This is a genomic window from Parasphingorhabdus sp. (assembly GCF_048269865.1).
Classification (GTDB): Bacteria; Pseudomonadota; Alphaproteobacteria; order Sphingomonadales; family Sphingomonadaceae; genus Parasphingorhabdus.
Genome location: NZ_JBLWUA010000004.1, coordinates 275,759 through 291,747, shown reverse-complemented (window position 1 = coordinate 291,747; position 15,989 = coordinate 275,759). Strand labels below are relative to the sequence as shown.

Genomic DNA, 15,989 nt, shown 5'->3' with positions numbered 1-15,989 from the left:
TCAATAGGCGGCGTCCCCGCCAGAGCGGGGGCGCATTTTCCTGATGGTGCCGGATTCGGTCATGGTCGGTATCGACCGGCCCCACACGGGAGCGCCCTTATCCTAGCCGATCAATAGCCGCTTGCAGCCGCCCGGCTTCAGCTTCCTTGTCGGCCAGATCCGCCCGTGCCTTTTCAACCGCTTCCGGCTTCGCTTTCTCGACGAAATTGGGGTTGCCCAGACGACCGGACAGCGATTTCGCTTCCTTCCGCGCCGCTTCGAGGGCTTTGTTCAGCCTGCCTTTTTCCGCTTCGACATCTATTACGCCATCCAAAGGTACATAATACGAAGTATCATCGATAATGAGCTGAAAATTAGCGCTGTAATCAGGATCATACTTTGTTCGATCGACATTCTCGCCCGTTGCTAGATTAAATGCTGTTCCAGTCATAGAAAATTGAACCACGTCCATCCTTCCGACTTTATTCAGCATCGGGCCGAAAGTTCTAAATCGTTCAACCAAGTCAGTTCTTTGACCTACAACCACGTTGTCGCCATCGAATTTTTGGTCGTTCATAACGAACAGGTCAGTTCTGGCACCGGGAGATACATTCAACTCGCTTCGGCTTGAGCGCAATTCCTGTATAAATTTGATCAACCAGTCGACTTCAGCTTTGGCCGCTGCGTCGATTGCCGCGTTGGGCACCGGCCATTTCGCTACGATCAGATCATAATCTCTGTCACCCATCGCATGCCACAATTCTTCCGTGATAAATGGCATGAACGGGTGGAGCATCACGATGATCTGGTCGAGTACCCAGCCAGCAACCATCCGGGTTTCATCTGCCGCGCTGCTATCCTCGCCCTGTAAAACGGGCTTGATCAGTTCCAGATACCAGTCGCAGAACCGGTCCCAGGTGAAATGATAAATGGTGTTCGCTGCCGCATCGAAACGCAGATCGGTCAGCGCCTTGTCCAGCGCCTGCTGTGTTTCCACAACCTCGCTGATGATCCAACGGTTGACGGGGAGGGCGGCTTCGGGCGCCGCAAGTGTTTGGCTCGCGCCAATCCCGTTAGCTTCACAGAAGCGCGACGCATTCCACAGCTTGGTTGCAAAATTGCGATAGCCCTCGACGCGCTTGTCATCCATCTTGATGTCGCGGCCCTGGCTTTCCATCGCTGCCATGAAGAAGCGCAGCGCATCCGCACCATATTGGTCAATCAGCCCCAGCGGATCGACGACATTGCCCTTGGACTTGGACATTTTGGAGCCATCTTCGGCCCGCACCAGCCCGTGCAGATAGAGCCGCTTCCACGGCACTTCCTTCATGAACTGGATCCCCTGCATCGCCATCCGTGCATCCCAGAAGAAAAGAATGTCGAAGCCGGAGATCAGCAGATCGTTGGGATAATGGCGTTCAAGATCCTTGGTCTGTTCGGGCCATCCTAGTGTGCCGAAGGGCCACAGGGCGGAAGAGAACCATGTGTCGAGAACGTCTTCGTCGCGCCTCATTAGCACGGTATTATTGTCTATCGGTTCGCTTATTTCGATATCTTTAGCTACGCCGACTCCCCCGATGCGCTGATTTCCGTAGAACTTTTGCTTTAATTCTCGAAATTTAATTTTTGGATCATTCAAGCCAGTTGATTTGTAATGCGCAATTGCGAGTTTTTCAGCTTCACTTTCACTCTCGGCGACAAAGATTTTGTCGTCGGGACCAAACCAGGCCGGAATGCGATGCCCCCACCAAAGCTGCCTCGACACGCACCATGGCTGGATATTCTCCATCCAGTTGAAATATGTCTTTTCCCAGCTTTTTGGGACGATCTCGATTGCGCCAGACTTCACCGCCTCAATCGCGGGCTGGGCCAATGTCTCCGCATCGACATACCATTGATCGGTCAACCATGGCTCGATCACCACGCCGCCTCGATCGCCGAATGGCGTCGCGATGGTGCGGGGTTCGGCATCATGCTCGATCTCTTCACCATCTTTGTTCTTGGAGACATGCGGGATCAGGAGGCCTTGTTCCTTTAGCTGCTGCACGACAAGCTCGCGGGCACCGTCGACGCCATCCTTCTTGAAGCGGTGCAGCCCGATATATTCATCCGGCACCAAAGCGTCGGCGGTCTGGCAAACATTGGCCTCGCCATCCAGCATATTGAGCATATCACCAGCCGCAAATCCCGCGCGCTTGCCAACCTCGAAATCGTTGAAGTCATGGCCCGGCGTGATCTTCACCGCTCCGGAACCCAGTTCAGGATCCGCATGTTCGTCGGCAACGATCGGCACGCGGCGTCCGGTAATCGGCAGAACAACTGCCTTGCCAATCACGCTCTTGTAGCGGTCATCGCTCGGATGCACGGCCACCGCCATGTCGGCCAGCATGGTCTCCGGCCGGGTGGTTGCGACCTCGATATAGTCGCGCCCGTCATCCAGCGTTACGCCATCGGCCAGCGGATATTTGAAATGCCAGAAGCTGCCCTTGGTATCGACCGTTTCCACTTCCAGATCGGAAATCGCGGTTTTCAGCGCCGGGTCCCAGTTGACCAGTCTTTTGTCGCGGTAGATCAGGCCGTCGTTATAGAGATCGACAAACACCTTGAGCACGGCCTCGTTCATGCCGTCGTCCATGGTGAAGCGCTCGTTCGACCAGTCCATCGAACAGCCCAGACGGCGTAGCTGTCCAGTAATCGTGCCGCCGCTTTCCTCTTTCCATTCCCAGACTTTTTCGACAAATTCCTCGCGGGTGAAGTCGGTGCGCTTCTGCTGCCGCTCGTTCATCTGCCGCTCGACAACCATCTGCGTCGCGATCCCGGCATGATCCATACCGACGACCCACAGCGCATCCTTGCCCTTCAGCCGCTCATGCCGGATGACGATATCCTGCAGCGTATTGTCGAGCGCATGGCCGATATGCAGGCTTCCCGTCACATTGGGGGGCGGGTTCACGATAGTAAACGGTTCGCAGTCATCGCGTTCGGGGCGGAACAGGCCCTTGCTTTCCCAATGCTGATACCAGCGCGCTTCGATGGCCGCCGGGTCGAAATTTTTATCTAAGGTCATGGCAGGGTCTTTGGCACTGGATGTGGAGAGAGACAACACCCTAATAGGGTATAGCGCGTCATCCTGAACTTGTTTCAGGACCCCGTGAGATTGTAAATTGCCGGTGGAGATCCTGAAACAAGTTCAGGATGACGAAGATACTATCCCGTCAATTTCGGCATTGGCCTTGGCGCGCAGCTGGCGCTTGCACGCCGCAAATCCGGGTTGTCCATTCAGCGCCTGCACCCGCATGACGGCTTCATCGAGCAGTTGGTCGGGCATGCAAAGCTCGTCGGCCAATCCGGCAGTCAGGGCCTCGGCCGGATTCAGCAGATGCGAAGACAGCGCGAGCCGCCGACGCCATACCGGATCGAGCCAATGGTCCAGAATTGCTTGGGGGACCGCCGGGAAGGGGAGGCCGGCTTTGGCTTCCGGCAAACCAATCTTGTAATCGCCCTGCGCGGCGATAACCCAGTCACAGGCCAGCGCCATGATCCCGCCGGCACCGATCGCATTGCCATTGATCGCGCCGACAACAGCGCAGGGCAGGCGGTGAAGGGAAGCAGCAAAAGCATTGATGGCGGCAACCGCGCGTTTTTGTCCTGCTGCATCGAGCGCGGCCGCGACTTTGGTATCCATGCCGCACGTGAAATGCTGGCCGGCACCGGTTAGGACGACACCGGCCTCCGGGGGATTATCGGTCAGCGACCGCATCGCCTCAACGCCTTCCTCCAGCAAGTCAGGATTGAGTGTATTGCGCTCACCGTTTGTCAGCGTGATGATGGTGGTCCCGCCACGATCTTCGGTCGGAAAATAGGTCATTTCCCTGCGCCAGCCTGATCGCCCTTCGTCCATTTTTCCAGCCAGTCGAACACCGTTCGATACCATTGCACGCTATTCTTGCCTTTCAATACCCAGTGGTTTTCATCCGGGAAGATCAGCAGCTTGGACGGAATGTCCATTTCCTGCGCGACGGTGAACGGCATGATGCTCTGGGTATAGGGTATCCGGAAATCCTTCTCGCCATGGATGAAAAGCGTTGGCGTTTTCCAGTTGGTAATATAGTTCACGGGGTTCCATTTTTCCGGATGGGGGCGTGTCCACCATGGTCCGCCTTGATCCCATTGATCGAACCAGAGTTCCTCGGTGCTGAGAGCCATGGACCGTAAGTCGAAAACCCCAGCGTGATTGACCAGACAGTCAAACCGGTCGGGCCAGTTTCCGGCAATCCAGTTCATCATATAGCCGCCATAAGAGCCGCCCAGCGCGCAGGACCGCTCGCCATCGATTTGGCTATCTACTGCCAATGCTGCGTCATAACCAAACTTCAGATCCTGCAACGGTTTGCCGCCCCAGTCCAGATTGATGCTGTCGGTGAATTCCTGCCCGTATCCGGTCGAGCCGTGAAAATCGACAGTGACCACCGCATAGCCCTGCGCTGCCATGACTTTGGGATTCCAGCGTGTCGACCAGCTGTTGCCAAAACTGCCCTGCGGGCCGCCGTGGACCAGAAACGCCATCGGCAGTTTGCCCGTTGCGCCTGCCGGTTTGATAATCTGGCCCCAAACTTGATCGTCATCAGCGCCGGTGAATTCAAAGCGCTGAACATCGACGGGATCAATCTCGTTCAGTTCGGGGCCGTTGATATCCGTAAGCTGTGTGACCGTGCCGTCTGGCGCACGGCGATATAGATCGGTCGGTGCCTGCAGGCTGTTCAATGTGTAAATCAGCGAGCCGTCCCGCAGAGGGATGGTCGCACCGACATTGCCGCCTTGGGTGAGGCGAGAGACCTTGCCGGTCGCCACTTCGATCTCGAAGGCGGGATGGTCCAGCACCTCCTGCGCGGTGACAATCAGCTTTTGATTGTCGGGCGTCCAGACGATCGAGCCAACCGATCGGTCCCAGTCCTTGGTCAACGCTATGGCTGTGTCCTCGTCGCTGCCCTGTTTGCGCAGCTTGACTACCAGTCGGTCGGATTCATAGCCGGGGCGTTCCATCGCGGCCCAGGCCAGCCATTCTCCATCCGAAGAAAAGGCAGGCAGGGTGTCGGTTGCCTTATTGGAGGCAGTAAAATTGACAGTCTCCTGACCGTCCGCTTTTGCCCCGTAAATATCGAGATTGGTGGACTTGGGTTCGTTTCGGTCAGCGATGCGGAGGGTGAAGAAAACACCGTCTTCGCCTGGCACCCAGGCGACTTCCTCTCCGCCGCCAAACGGTTTCGACGGGCTGTCACCAACCAGATCACCATCCAGCGCCGCTCCGTCACCCGTGATTTTTCCGTCATCGAGATCAAAAGCGAATATACGGCTGTAATTGCCCGGTGTTTCCCAACTCGACCAGTGCCGGATGAACAGCTCGTCATATTCGCGGCCAGTCCCCGGGCCGGGTTCTGCACGGTTTCCGTCTTTGTCGCAGCCAAATGTCGGGCAGTCTCTGGCAATATCGCCCCACAGCGCAATCTTTTCACCGGTTGGCGACAGTTTGAAGCCGGCAATATCCGCTTTCAGATCACTGGCCTGAACAGGCGTGCCGCTTTCGCCATTTGGCGCTATATCGACATGCCAAAGCTGTTCCGAACCGCTCGCGTCGCTAAGATAGTAAAGGCTGCCGTCTTCGGAAAACGCGGGGCTATGTTCGCTTTTTCCCGGCTTGTCTGCAACCCGGGTCGGGGTCGCCGCAGGATCGTCGAGCGCTAACAGGTAGAGCGCGTTCGATCGTTCATAACTGTCCGCTTCGGTTTCGGTGACATCAAAAGCCGCCCATTTCTCGTCCGGAGAAACCGTCACCGACCCCATTCGTTTCAGCGTCGCAAGATCCTCCGCCGTCATCGGTCTTGCGGCAGATACAGTTGGGAAAATAGCGGCTGTAACGAACAGCGCAGTTGTGAGTCTTTTGAAAATTTTTGTCATGCACAGGAGTTTAGCACGCCTGTCCAACAAGGCAATTCAGATTAGGTTTGAACGTCTATTTCTCGTGTAGCCGCTGGATTTCTCGCGCTACGAGTCTCTCGACCAGGTCCGGCAGATTGTCATCCAGCCATTGCTTGATCATCGGGCGCATCAATTCCCGAGCCAGATCTTCGAGCGACGTGCCATTGACGGGCATCGCCGCTGGTGCACGCTCCATCGCTTCTTTTTCGACCAATGCCGAAAGCGACTGGCGCATGCTGTCCAGCTTGTCGTCATCGATCAATCGTTCGTCTTCGCCAAGGCGACTTCTTGCGGAAGCGTTGCGCTGTTCCCGCAATTCATCGGTTAGTTCGAGGATTTCATCATTCTGATCGTCCGGTGTTACATCGGGAACAGCCTGCAAGGCCGGTTTTAGAGCAGGCTTGCGGCGTTGTAGCGGGCGATCCTCATCAATCGCCTTGTCCTCGGCGATGATGCGTTTGATCGACGAAAGAATCTCTTCCATCGACGATTCCCTGTTTTGCTCAGCCATATCCGAACCCCTTAAACGCTATGCCCCGTTGCCGGTCCGATCGATCCTGTTCGCCTTATCGGCGCGATGGTCTCACCGGCAATGGCTCTATGTCCGCTTTTTGCGCCTGAGTGTCAACGGTCCTGGTCGCTTGCGGCTCGGGATTGGGATCGCTTTGATAGTCATAGAACATATCGTCGACCCGCTCGTAATTGACGTCGGGATCATACAGTGGCCCGCCTTCCAGGCCCAGATCTCGGGCCTCCGCTCGGCCCATTGCCGCGAGCAGGGAAAATCCCGCGACGTAGCTGTTCCGCCGCGCCGTAACCAGCTGGACCTGAGCGTTTAGCAATTCCTGCTCTGCGTTCAAAATGTCCAATATTGTGCGATTGCCAACGGAGTTCTCCGCACGTACGCCCTCTAGCGAAAGGCTTGCGGCAGAGACAGCTCGCTCCGATGACTGGATCACCCGTTCCGACGCGCGCCAGCTCGAATAGGCCGCACGAGTCTGAGCAATGACATCTCGCTCTACTGCAATCATTTGCTCGTAAGCCTGACCGGATCGCGCTTGTGCCTGCCGGATGCGAGCGGCCGGACCGCCACCCTGATAGATCGGCATGGTTGCTCGAATGCCGACTTGAGCGGTGGATTGTTCCTGAATGAACGTCGTACCGGCGACACTGCCGCCTAGCGTCCCGTGATAATTCAAATAACGCCCTTCGGCATAGGTCGAAACCCGCGGTTTATTGGCCGCGCGCGCCGTCTTTATATCAAACTCGGCAGCATCGCTGCGCTCCTTGGCGGCAAGCAAATCGGGGTTATAGCTCAATGCCAGATCAACCGCCTGGTCAGGTGTTTCCGGCAGATTCGGCAGCGGTGGTGGTGGCTCCAAATCGCCTGGCTCGTTACCGACCAGCGCGATATAATTTTCCTTGCTGCGGATCAGGCTGGCTCTCGCGGTTTCCAGATCACTCTTGGCAATTTCAAGCCGGGACTCGGATTGAGCAACATCGGTGCGGGTCAAATCACCGATTTCAAACCGGTCGCTGGTCGCTTCGAGATTAACGGACAGAACGCCGACATTGGCGCGATTCAGTTTGACGATGGCCGAATCACGGATGACATCCATATAGGTGGCCACGACATTGCTGAACAGGCTGGCTTCGGTCGCGCGCAGATCGAACTGGCCTGCTTCCACTCGCGTCCGGGCGGCGCGGACCGCGTTTTTGACGGCCCCGCCGGAATAGATCGGAACCGTTACGGATCCCCCCGCAGTCGACTGGCGCAGCGGTGCCGTGAAGCTGTTGGCGCTGCGCAGGAAATTTTCTTGAAAGCCAAAGTCGCTTGTGGCGCTGGGACGACCATCGGCTTTTGCTATGGCCACATTCTCGTCGGTCGCCCGCTGAGCGGCACGGGCGCCAGTTAAGGTTGGATTGGTTTGATAAGCGGCTTCCAGCGCGTCGCGCAAGGTTTCGGCTTGCACTGGAGCGGACAGCAACGCAACAATCGCTGTTCCAAGGGAAAGACTGCGTCTAGTCATTTCATTACTCTCCAGAACGCCTTAAAATTTAAAGCTTTTTGCCATTTCGAAGCCGGGCAACGGGCATCCTCCACCGTCGGCAAAATATTGATAGCCAACATGACCGCCAGCCGTCCTGCCCAATGCGAGGCGGGCAACGCCGTCATGCATCATCGACGCGACGATTCTGCCTTCGGGCGCGAGCTGATCGATCAAGGTTTGCGGAATCTGCTCAACCAATCCGTCGATCACGATTACAGAATAGGGTGCCGCTGTCGGCCAACCGTCTGCGTGATTGCCGGTCTCGATCTCGACGTTGTCGAAAGTCGCCAAATTTTTCGCGGCCGTTTCTGCAAACGTGGCATTTTGTTCGACCGCGGTAACAGATCCGGCCAGTTCTGCCAGCAATGCTGCCGTATAGCCCGTAGCTGCGCCAATCAGAAGAACCTTGTCCGCTTTCGTGATGCGAGCGACATTCAACAGTCGTCCCGTTGTGAGCGGCGGATTCAAGGCTCGGCCTTCGCCGATAGGCACGCCGCGATCGGCATAAGCAAAGCTCCGTTGAGCAGCCGGAACAAAATCTTCACGAGCAATATGGCTCATAACCGCAATGACGCGTGGATCGCTGACTTCGGTTGTCCGCAACTGGCTGACCACCATGGCTTTGCGCATCTGTCTGAAATTTTCCTGGCCCAAGCGTCGATCCTCGCAATGATATAGTCTGTCGTCCATGCCACTTCTGTATTATGAATACAATACACTATGGCGGAGAATTTGTGCTTCTAGCTCGCCTTGTGACCCGCGCCAAGATGGATTCCGGCGAATTTGTCCCGATTGCGTCTTTTGCGCGACAGCTACTCCATTATGCCCATCGATGAGGTCAGTTGCCGCCGACGCAACTTTGGGTTGACTTTCGTTCCAAACCGAAGCAATTCGCGCGCTCTCTCCGGCCCGATGGCGGAGTGGTGACGCAGCGGATTGCAAATCCGTGTACGCCGGTTCGATTCCGGCTCGGGCCTCCAGACATCTCTCAAATCCTGAATAGAATAGTGGACTATCCAACTTCGGTTAGCGGCTGTGCCACGCATTTGCGCTGTGCCGATCCGGACTGCAGGGGTCGGCGCGCCCGCATAAGAGCCTGATAAAAAGAGCATATTTCAAACAATGTAGATATTTTACACTTATGTTACAGTTTTATTGCAAGGTATGTCATATAAGTGTAATAAACGGATATCGGATTAGGAGAATATGCTATGAAAACCGCTAAAATTATCGGAATCGCAGCTGGGTTGATGTTGATCGGAACCCCGGCAATTGCCCAGGATTCAGGCGAAATTGGATATGCAAAAGGTGCCTTGGGCTATGACGCCTTGATGGCTGGTCAAAACGAGATCGCTCTCCAGCAGCTGGAGGCGGCGGAAAAGGTCGATGCCAATGACCCCGCTCGGCTGATCAATCTTGGCCAGGTCTATGCCCGGATGGGGCGCACCGGCGATGCTGCCCGCATGTTTATGGCTGCGATGAAAAGCGATACCAATTTCGATCTGGTGCTGGCCAACGGTACCGTCGTCAATTCCAGAGACGCAGCGGATCAGGCTTTGCAGAATCTTAACAGCCAATATGCCGGTCGGTAGGCTTTGATTCCAGCCGGAAATTCATTTCCGGACCGTGTGAATTTTGAAAGGTGGTCGTTATAGCGGCCGCCTTTTTTTGTGTTTTTCGAACCGCTTCGCTCATTTCACCTCTGTAATGCGCGCTTATTGGCGGTTGCGGCTGTCAGTGCAAAATATGTGTAATATTTGTGTCTCCAAAGCGTCATGCAAACGGCATCGCAGGGTCACCTCCTATCCCTAGAGCCCTTCGCTGAGGGCGATGGGGAGCTTTTGATTCGATTCCGCATCGTTTGATTCGAACGTTTCAAACCAGTTATTTTTGCGGAGACCAATCCCATGTTGAATAAGCAAATCCGTTCCTTCCTGTTTGCGGGCGTCGCTGCCGTTGCAGTGACCGCCTGTGGCGCCGATGATGTTGCATCGCCAGGCGAGGGCAATATCGTCGTATTGCCTACTCCAGCTCCTGCACCGGCCCCTACGCCTACGCCAACGCCGACACCAACTCCTGCCGGTACGCCAGCAACCGATTGCCCCACCGGCACGGCAAATGTCGGCACGATCACGACGGGCAATGGTGAACAGGCGCGCAATTGTCAGGTATCTGGTATCATTCAGGGCAATCTGGTGCTGCCCAAGCGACCGAATACCGCAAATACAATCTATTCACTGTCCGGCGCTGTTGAAGTGGGCGTTGATGGCGGTGCTCAGGGTATTCTGACCATCGAGCCTGGTGTCACTATATTCGGTTCTTCGGGTGGAGACTTTCTGCTCGTCAATCGCGGGTCCCAGCTTTTTGCTGAAGGCACTGCTTCCGCTCCGATCATTTTCACGTCGCGTCAGAATATTGATGGGTCCGCGGGTGTAGACAGCATCGGCCAGTGGGGCGGCATCGTCATTCTGGGGCGTGCACCAATCTCTGACTGCGCAACCGGCGGTGCATCCAATCCAGATGGAACCCGGACCGATTGTGAAGCGATTGTGGAAGGGCCATCCAATGCCGTCTACGGCGGAACGCTGCCAAACGATTCCAGCGGTCGCCTCTCCTATGTACAGGTTCGCTATCCCGGCTTCGAAGTTTCCCCTGGTAATGAACTGAACGGCATCACCATGGCCGGCGTTGGTCGTGGAACATTCTTCCAGAACATCCAGATTCACAATAGCTCCGACGATGGTGTCGAATGGTTTGGCGGACGGGTCAACGGCAAGAATCTTGTCATGACCGGTATCGACGATGACTCGGTCGACTCCGACTCCGGGTTCAAGGGTCACAACCAGTTCGTCCTCGCTGTTCAGCGCGCCAATGGCGGCGACCATGTGATGGAAGCAGATTCAAATGGCGATGAAGATGCCGAACCACGCCAGGATCACAAGCTTGCAAACGTGACCTTCGTCTCCAACGGCGGCGATCATGTTATCCTGTTGCGCGGGGGCGGTGATTATGCCTTCTACAACTCGGTCTTCAACAGCCCTGCGGCATGTATCGATATCGATAGTGCCACTACCGTTCAGGCTGCTGGCGCCGCAGCGGACGAAAACGGACCACCGGTATTTGAGTCGGTGTTCATGAGCTGTGCGACCCCCTTCGTTGATGATGGTAATATCACCGTTGCCCAGATCCAGACGATCTTCAATGCTGGCAGCAACAACACGTCAGACGGTACATCCACCCTGGCCAATGCTTCTGCCGCATTCCCGTTCATCAATGGTGCAAATGAGAATGCCGTGACCGCAACGGCCGTCAACAGCATCAACAGCTTCTTCGAAGATGTTGATTATATTGGCGCTGTCCGGGACGCGAACGACACGCGCTTCCAGGGATGGACCTGCGGACTCTATGCAAATGATTGCGTGATTGCACCCACCATCGGTTGAGCAGCAATTTTGTCATGGGATGGTGGCCGGTTCCGGTCGCCATCCCATTTTTACCATTATGAAGGAAGATCCGATGACGAAGCGGACAGCGATAATCACCAGCCTGCTCCTCGGCACCGCGCTGGTGTCGCCTGCGGCATATGCACAAACCACAGCGACGGAGGATCCGCCGACTGAAACCGCGCAGCCCGACGATGATATCATCGAAGATGACGTAGATATTTCCGCGCCGGGCGGTGACTTCAGCGGCGAGATCATTGTCCGCGGAAAATATATTCCCAACCCCATTCGCGCGACATCGGAAGTCGTCTCGGTGCTCGGGGAGGCGGAAATCGCCCGCGCAGCCGATGGCGATATTGCCGGATCATTGCAGCGCGTAACGGGCCTCAGCGTGGTCGGCGGCCGTTTTGTTTTCGTCCGTGGCCTCGGCGAACGCTATTCTCTGGCTCTGCTCAATGGCCTTCCCTTGCCTTCGCCAGAACCTCTGCGGCGCGTTGTCCCGCTAGACCTTTTCCCGACCAGCGTGATTGCCTCAACGGTCGTGCAGAAGAGCTATTCGGTCAATTACCCTGGCGAATTTGGCGGCGGTGTGATCAACCTGACCACCAAGTCCACACCAGAGGAGCCGTTTCTCAAGATCAATTTCGGTGTCAGCGGTGATAGCGAGACCACTGGTAAGCTTGGCTATACCTACGATGGCTCGGACACGGATATCATCGGTTATGACGATGGCGTCCGCGACATTCCTGGCGGCTTGGCGAACGCGATCGCCAAAAATATCCCGATTTCGGTGGGCACGGAATTTTCCAGCCAGGATTTGCAGCAATTTGCGGCAAGTCTCAACAATGCCGAAACCAACCTGATTCAGCGCAATAGGGACATTCCGGCCAACTTCTCCGCGGACATTACCGGCGGGACCAGCTTTGATGTTGGCGATGCATTTGTCGGGATTGTCGCTACGGCCGGGTTTGAAAACAGCTGGCGCACGCGCGGCGGTGTGCAGCAGACAACGCAGGGGATCGTCAACATTGACGGGGAGCCTGGCCTGCGTCCGGACCAGAATTTCAATTTTGTGACGACGGAGAACCGGATTGTCGTCAATGGCCTGCTCGGTCTTTCGGCAGAAATTGGCGAGCACAAGCTCCGCTTTACCAATCTCTATATTCATGACACTTCGAAAGAAGCGTCGATCAAGGCGGGTATTGACGCGATCAACGTTGACGAAGAGACCTTGCTGAATCAGGGCCGCACGAGCTGGTTCGAACGGCAATTGTTTACCACCCAGTTTGTGGGTGAATTCAAGTTTGACGAATTGTCGCTGGATGTCCGCGGTTCGTGGGCGAACTCACAGCGCGATGCGCCTTATCAACGTACTTACAGCTATGCGTTTGACAAAATTATCGCGAATGATTTCGTCAACGACCTGACATCACCTGGTCAGTCCGCTCGCGTGCAGTTTAGCGATCTCAATGATGACGTTTACGGTGCCGGTGTCGATCTGGGCTATGAAACCAATATCGGGGTCCCGGTCAATTTCAGCGTCGGCTACAGCTATTATCTCAACGACCGTCAGGCCCAGCGCCGTGATTTTCGGTTCGTTCCGGCCAATGGCTTGCCCAATCCGATCGATCAGGAACGGATTGATTTCCTGCTCTCTGATTTCAATATCTTTACCCACGAGATCGAATTGCGTGAGGTTGCTGCCCAGACATCGGTGCCGGCCTATGAGGCGCAGCTGGAAATACACGGCGGCTACGGCCAGTTTGATGCCGAGCTGGCAGACGGTCTTCGGCTGAACGTAGGTGTTCGGTACGAAGATGCCAAACAGTCCGTCCTGCCGATATTGTTGCAGGGTGGCTCCGCATCTGTCGCAACCGGGATAAGCAACGATTATTGGTTGCCGGCAGGAACACTGACCTGGAATTTTGCCGACGACATGCAGCTCCGTTTTGCCGCATCGAAAACAGTCGCGAGACCCCAGTTCCGTGAACTGGCGCCGCAACAGTTTCTCGATCTCGACACCGACCGCACCTTTATCGGCAACCCGTTGCTGACCGATAGCGAACTGCTCAACTTTGAGGGGCGCTACGAATATTATATTGGTCGCGGTGAGCGCATCACTCTTGCCGGTTTTTACAAGAAGATCGACAATCCGATCGAGAACGTAGCCTTTGTACAGGGTGGCGGAACGTTGTTCACCGGCTTTTCGAATGCACCCAGCGCTACGCTCTATGGCGGTGAAATCGAGCTGGTGAAATATTTCCCGCTTTACGATCTGGGCGGCAGCTTCTTCGAAGACCGGCGCATTATGATCGCGGCCAACTATACCTATACCAAGTCCAAAATCGAGGTCGCGGCTGGCGATCAGGCTATCAACCCGGTGACCTTGTCGGCAACCGATGCTTCCAATCTGTTCAATGATGGTGACCGTTTGACCGGCCAATCCACCCATGTTGCAAACTTGCAGTTCGGGATGGAAAAGGAGGAAGGCCTTTCTCAGCAAACCGTTCTTCTGACCTACAACAGCCCCCGCGTCACAGCACGTGGCCCTCAGGATCAGCCTGATCTTGTCGAACGTACCGGCTGGAAGCTGGATGTGGTGCTGCGTGAAGAGATGAATATCGCTGGCCAGGACTTCGAGCTGAAATTCGAGGCGCGGAATCTGCTCGGCACCGACTATCGTGAATCGCAGACGCTGGGGGCCACGGAAATCCTGAACAATGCCTATGATGTCGGAACCCGTTTCTCGATGAGCATCGGCCTGAATTTCTAGGACGAACGTTGTAATCTATCTGTCAAACAGGAGTCGCCGTAGCGTCACATTATTTTCCTATTCCGTCTCAGGATAGCAGCGGGAAGGTAATCGTGATGCACGGCGGATTTCCCGAGACTTTCGTCTCGTGCCGACCAAATTCAGGCAAGCAACGGGTTGGCACCAGCCAGATCATATCACAGTGAACGCGGAAAATTTCTCTACGGCGGATAGCCCGTCGGATGATACGGTTGCTCTGGGGTCCCAGCTGCCGTTACTGGATTTGCCTTATAGCTATGCCCGCGAGAACGGTGTTCTGTTGCTTTCGATGGATGGCGACCGCGCCGCGCTCGCGCTGCGTGCCGGCTCCGATCCATCGGCCCTTCTGGAGGTCCGGCGTTATCTGGCCTTGCCGTTTGATGTGGAACTGGTGGATGGCCCGGCGTTCGAGAAGCTGCTGAGTGCCCATTACGCCATGGACGGATCGGCGGCGGCGATGGCGGGCGATATGGCGCTGGCCGGAGAAGGGCTGGATGATATTGCCGGGGATATTCCAAGCGCAGAAGATCTGCTCGACAGCGCCGATGATGCGCCCACGATCAGACTGATCAACGGGATCATCGCAGAGGCGGCCCGGCAGGGCGCGTCCGATATCCATATCGAGCCCTATGAGACAGGGCTGGTGGTAAGAATGCGCGTCGACGGTGTGCTCACGGAAAAGCTGAGGATGCCGCCGCATGTCGCCGGGGTGATCGTCAACCGGATCAAGGTGATGGCGCGGCTGGATATTGCCGAGCGCAGAATCCCGCAGGATGGCCGGATCAGCCTGACGCTGGGCGGCAAGCTGCTCGATGTCCGCGTATCCACTTTGCCCAATAGAGCCAGCGAACGGGTGGTAATGCGGATCCTGGACAAGGAGAGCGCGGGCATATCATTAGATCTGCTGGGCATGTCGCAAAGCACGCATGCGATCCTGACCGACGCGCTTTCAGAACCCAATGGCATCATTCTCGTCACCGGCCCCACGGGCTCGGGCAAGACCACCACGCTCTATGCAGGGCTCAAGCAGCTCAATGACGGCAGCCGCAATATCCTCACCGTCGAGGACCCGGTGGAATATGCGATCGAGGGCATTGGCCAGACGCAGGTCAATAGCAAGGTCGGTCTGACCTTTGCCGCTGGCCTCAGAGCGATCCTGCGCCAAGACCCGGATGTGGTGATGATCGGCGAGATCCGGGATAGAGAGACAGCCGAGATCGCCGTGCAGGCGAGCCTGACCGGGCATCTGGTGCTCTCCACGGTGCATACGAATGACGCAGTAGGGGCGATCACCCGGATGCGCGATATGAAGGTGGAGCCGTTTCTGCTGGCCTCGACCCTGCGCGCGGTGGTTGCGCAGCGTCTGGTCCGCAAGCTGTGCGAACATTGCCGCACGCCGATTCAGGCCGATGGCTCTCTGGCGTCGCTGCTCGGCTTTGACAATGGCACAGTGGTCTACCGCGAAACCGGTTGTGAACATTGCAACCAGACCGGCTTTCAGGGCCGGATCGGCGTGTTCGAGGCCATCCGCATCGACGACAGCCTGCGCAAGCTTATCAATGATGGCGGCGATGAGGCGCGCATCGCTTCCCATGCCTTCTTGCGCCAGCCCAATCTCGGCTCCGCTGCCAGAGCGCTTGTCCGTGAAGGACTGACCACCGCCGAAGAAGGGATCAGGATCTCCCGCCGCGAAAGCGTAGGGCTGATCGGGTAGCTCTTCCCATCAACCGATTGCAGCGTTACACTTCC

At 56.3% G+C, this 15,989-nt stretch carries 10 protein-coding genes and 1 tRNA gene; 5 read left to right on the top strand and 6 right to left on the bottom strand.

What is annotated here, in order from left to right; genetic code table 11:
• Positions 1–97: 97 nt before the first annotated feature.
• The 6 genes from ACN0WW_RS07570 to ACN0WW_RS07545 all read right to left on the bottom strand — a co-directional run bounded on the left by ACN0WW_RS07570 (position 98) and on the right by ACN0WW_RS07545 (position 8,696).
• Positions 98–3,046, bottom strand: a complete 2,949-nt coding sequence (locus ACN0WW_RS07570) for a valine--tRNA ligase (RefSeq protein WP_417611025.1) — start codon at positions 3,044–3,046, stop codon at positions 98–100.
• Positions 3,047–3,169: 123 nt separating this feature from the next.
• Positions 3,170–3,847 (bottom strand): enoyl-CoA hydratase/isomerase family protein, encoded by a 678-nt coding sequence (locus ACN0WW_RS07565; RefSeq protein WP_417611023.1) that lies wholly within the window; start codon positions 3,845–3,847, stop codon positions 3,170–3,172.
• Positions 3,844–5,853, bottom strand: coding sequence for a prolyl oligopeptidase family serine peptidase (locus tag ACN0WW_RS07560; RefSeq protein ID WP_417611021.1), 2,010 nt, complete (start codon positions 5,851–5,853; stop codon positions 3,844–3,846). Before ACN0WW_RS07560 ends, ACN0WW_RS07565 begins: the two co-directional genes overlap by 4 nt.
• Before the next feature lie 136 nt (positions 5,854–5,989).
• Positions 5,990–6,466: a PopZ family protein gene (locus ACN0WW_RS07555; RefSeq protein WP_417611019.1), complete on the bottom strand. Its 477-nt coding sequence runs from the start codon at positions 6,464–6,466 to the stop codon at positions 5,990–5,992.
• Positions 6,467–6,521: 55 nt separating this feature from the next.
• Positions 6,522–7,985: a TolC family outer membrane protein gene (locus tag ACN0WW_RS07550; protein WP_417611017.1), complete on the bottom strand. Its 1,464-nt coding sequence runs from the start codon at positions 7,983–7,985 to the stop codon at positions 6,522–6,524.
• A gap of 21 nt (positions 7,986–8,006) precedes the next feature.
• Positions 8,007–8,696, bottom strand: a complete 690-nt coding sequence (locus tag ACN0WW_RS07545) for a protein-L-isoaspartate O-methyltransferase family protein (protein WP_417611015.1) — start codon at positions 8,694–8,696, stop codon at positions 8,007–8,009.
• A gap of 216 nt (positions 8,697–8,912) precedes the next feature.
• Here ACN0WW_RS07545 and ACN0WW_RS07540 point away from each other — a divergent pair.
• The 5 genes from ACN0WW_RS07540 (at position 8,913) to gspE (ending at position 15,954) form a co-directional block, all read left to right on the top strand.
• A tRNA-Cys gene (locus ACN0WW_RS07540) sits at positions 8,913–8,986 on the top strand.
• A 231-nt stretch (positions 8,987–9,217) separates the two neighbouring features.
• On the top strand, positions 9,218–9,598 hold the full coding sequence (locus ACN0WW_RS07535; protein ID WP_417611013.1) for a hypothetical protein: 381 nt from the start codon (positions 9,218–9,220) through the stop codon (positions 9,596–9,598).
• Between the two features lie 315 nt (positions 9,599–9,913).
• The gene (locus ACN0WW_RS07530; RefSeq protein WP_417611011.1) at positions 9,914–11,449 is read left to right on the top strand and encodes a hypothetical protein; all 1,536 of its coding nucleotides are present in this window, start codon (positions 9,914–9,916) and stop codon (positions 11,447–11,449) included.
• 73 nt (positions 11,450–11,522) lie between these two features.
• Positions 11,523–14,222, top strand: coding sequence for a TonB-dependent receptor domain-containing protein (locus ACN0WW_RS07525; RefSeq protein WP_417611009.1), 2,700 nt, complete (start codon positions 11,523–11,525; stop codon positions 14,220–14,222).
• Positions 14,223–14,457: 235 nt separating this feature from the next.
• On the top strand, positions 14,458–15,954 hold the full coding sequence (gene gspE, locus ACN0WW_RS07520) for a type II secretion system ATPase GspE (RefSeq protein ID WP_417611123.1): 1,497 nt from the start codon (positions 14,458–14,460) through the stop codon (positions 15,952–15,954).
• The last annotated feature ends 35 nt before the right edge of the window (positions 15,955–15,989 follow it).

What these genes read in the sequence shown, in the direction of transcription:
- ACN0WW_RS07570 (WP_417611025.1), bottom strand. Translation starts at nt 3,046, where the DNA reads ATGACCTTAGATAAAAATTTCGACCCGGCGGCCATCGAAGCGCGCTGG.
- ACN0WW_RS07565 (WP_417611023.1), bottom strand. Translation starts at nt 3,847, where the DNA reads ATGACCTATTTTCCGACCGAAGATCGTGGCGGGACCACCATCATCACG.
- ACN0WW_RS07560 (WP_417611021.1), bottom strand. Translation starts at nt 5,853, where the DNA reads ATGACGGCGGAGGATCTTGCGACGCTGAAACGAATGGGGTCGGTGACG.
- ACN0WW_RS07555 (WP_417611019.1), bottom strand. Translation starts at nt 6,466, where the DNA reads ATGGCTGAGCAAAACAGGGAATCGTCGATGGAAGAGATTCTTTCGTCG.
- ACN0WW_RS07550 (WP_417611017.1), bottom strand. Translation starts at nt 7,985, where the DNA reads ATGACTAGACGCAGTCTTTCCCTTGGAACAGCGATTGTTGCGTTGCTG.
- ACN0WW_RS07545 (WP_417611015.1), bottom strand. Translation starts at nt 8,696, where the DNA reads ATGGACGACAGACTATATCATTGCGAGGATCGACGCTTGGGCCAGGAA.
- ACN0WW_RS07535 (WP_417611013.1), top strand. Translation starts at nt 9,218, where the DNA reads ATGAAAACCGCTAAAATTATCGGAATCGCAGCTGGGTTGATGTTGATC.
- ACN0WW_RS07530 (WP_417611011.1), top strand. Translation starts at nt 9,914, where the DNA reads ATGTTGAATAAGCAAATCCGTTCCTTCCTGTTTGCGGGCGTCGCTGCC.
- ACN0WW_RS07525 (WP_417611009.1), top strand. Translation starts at nt 11,523, where the DNA reads ATGACGAAGCGGACAGCGATAATCACCAGCCTGCTCCTCGGCACCGCG.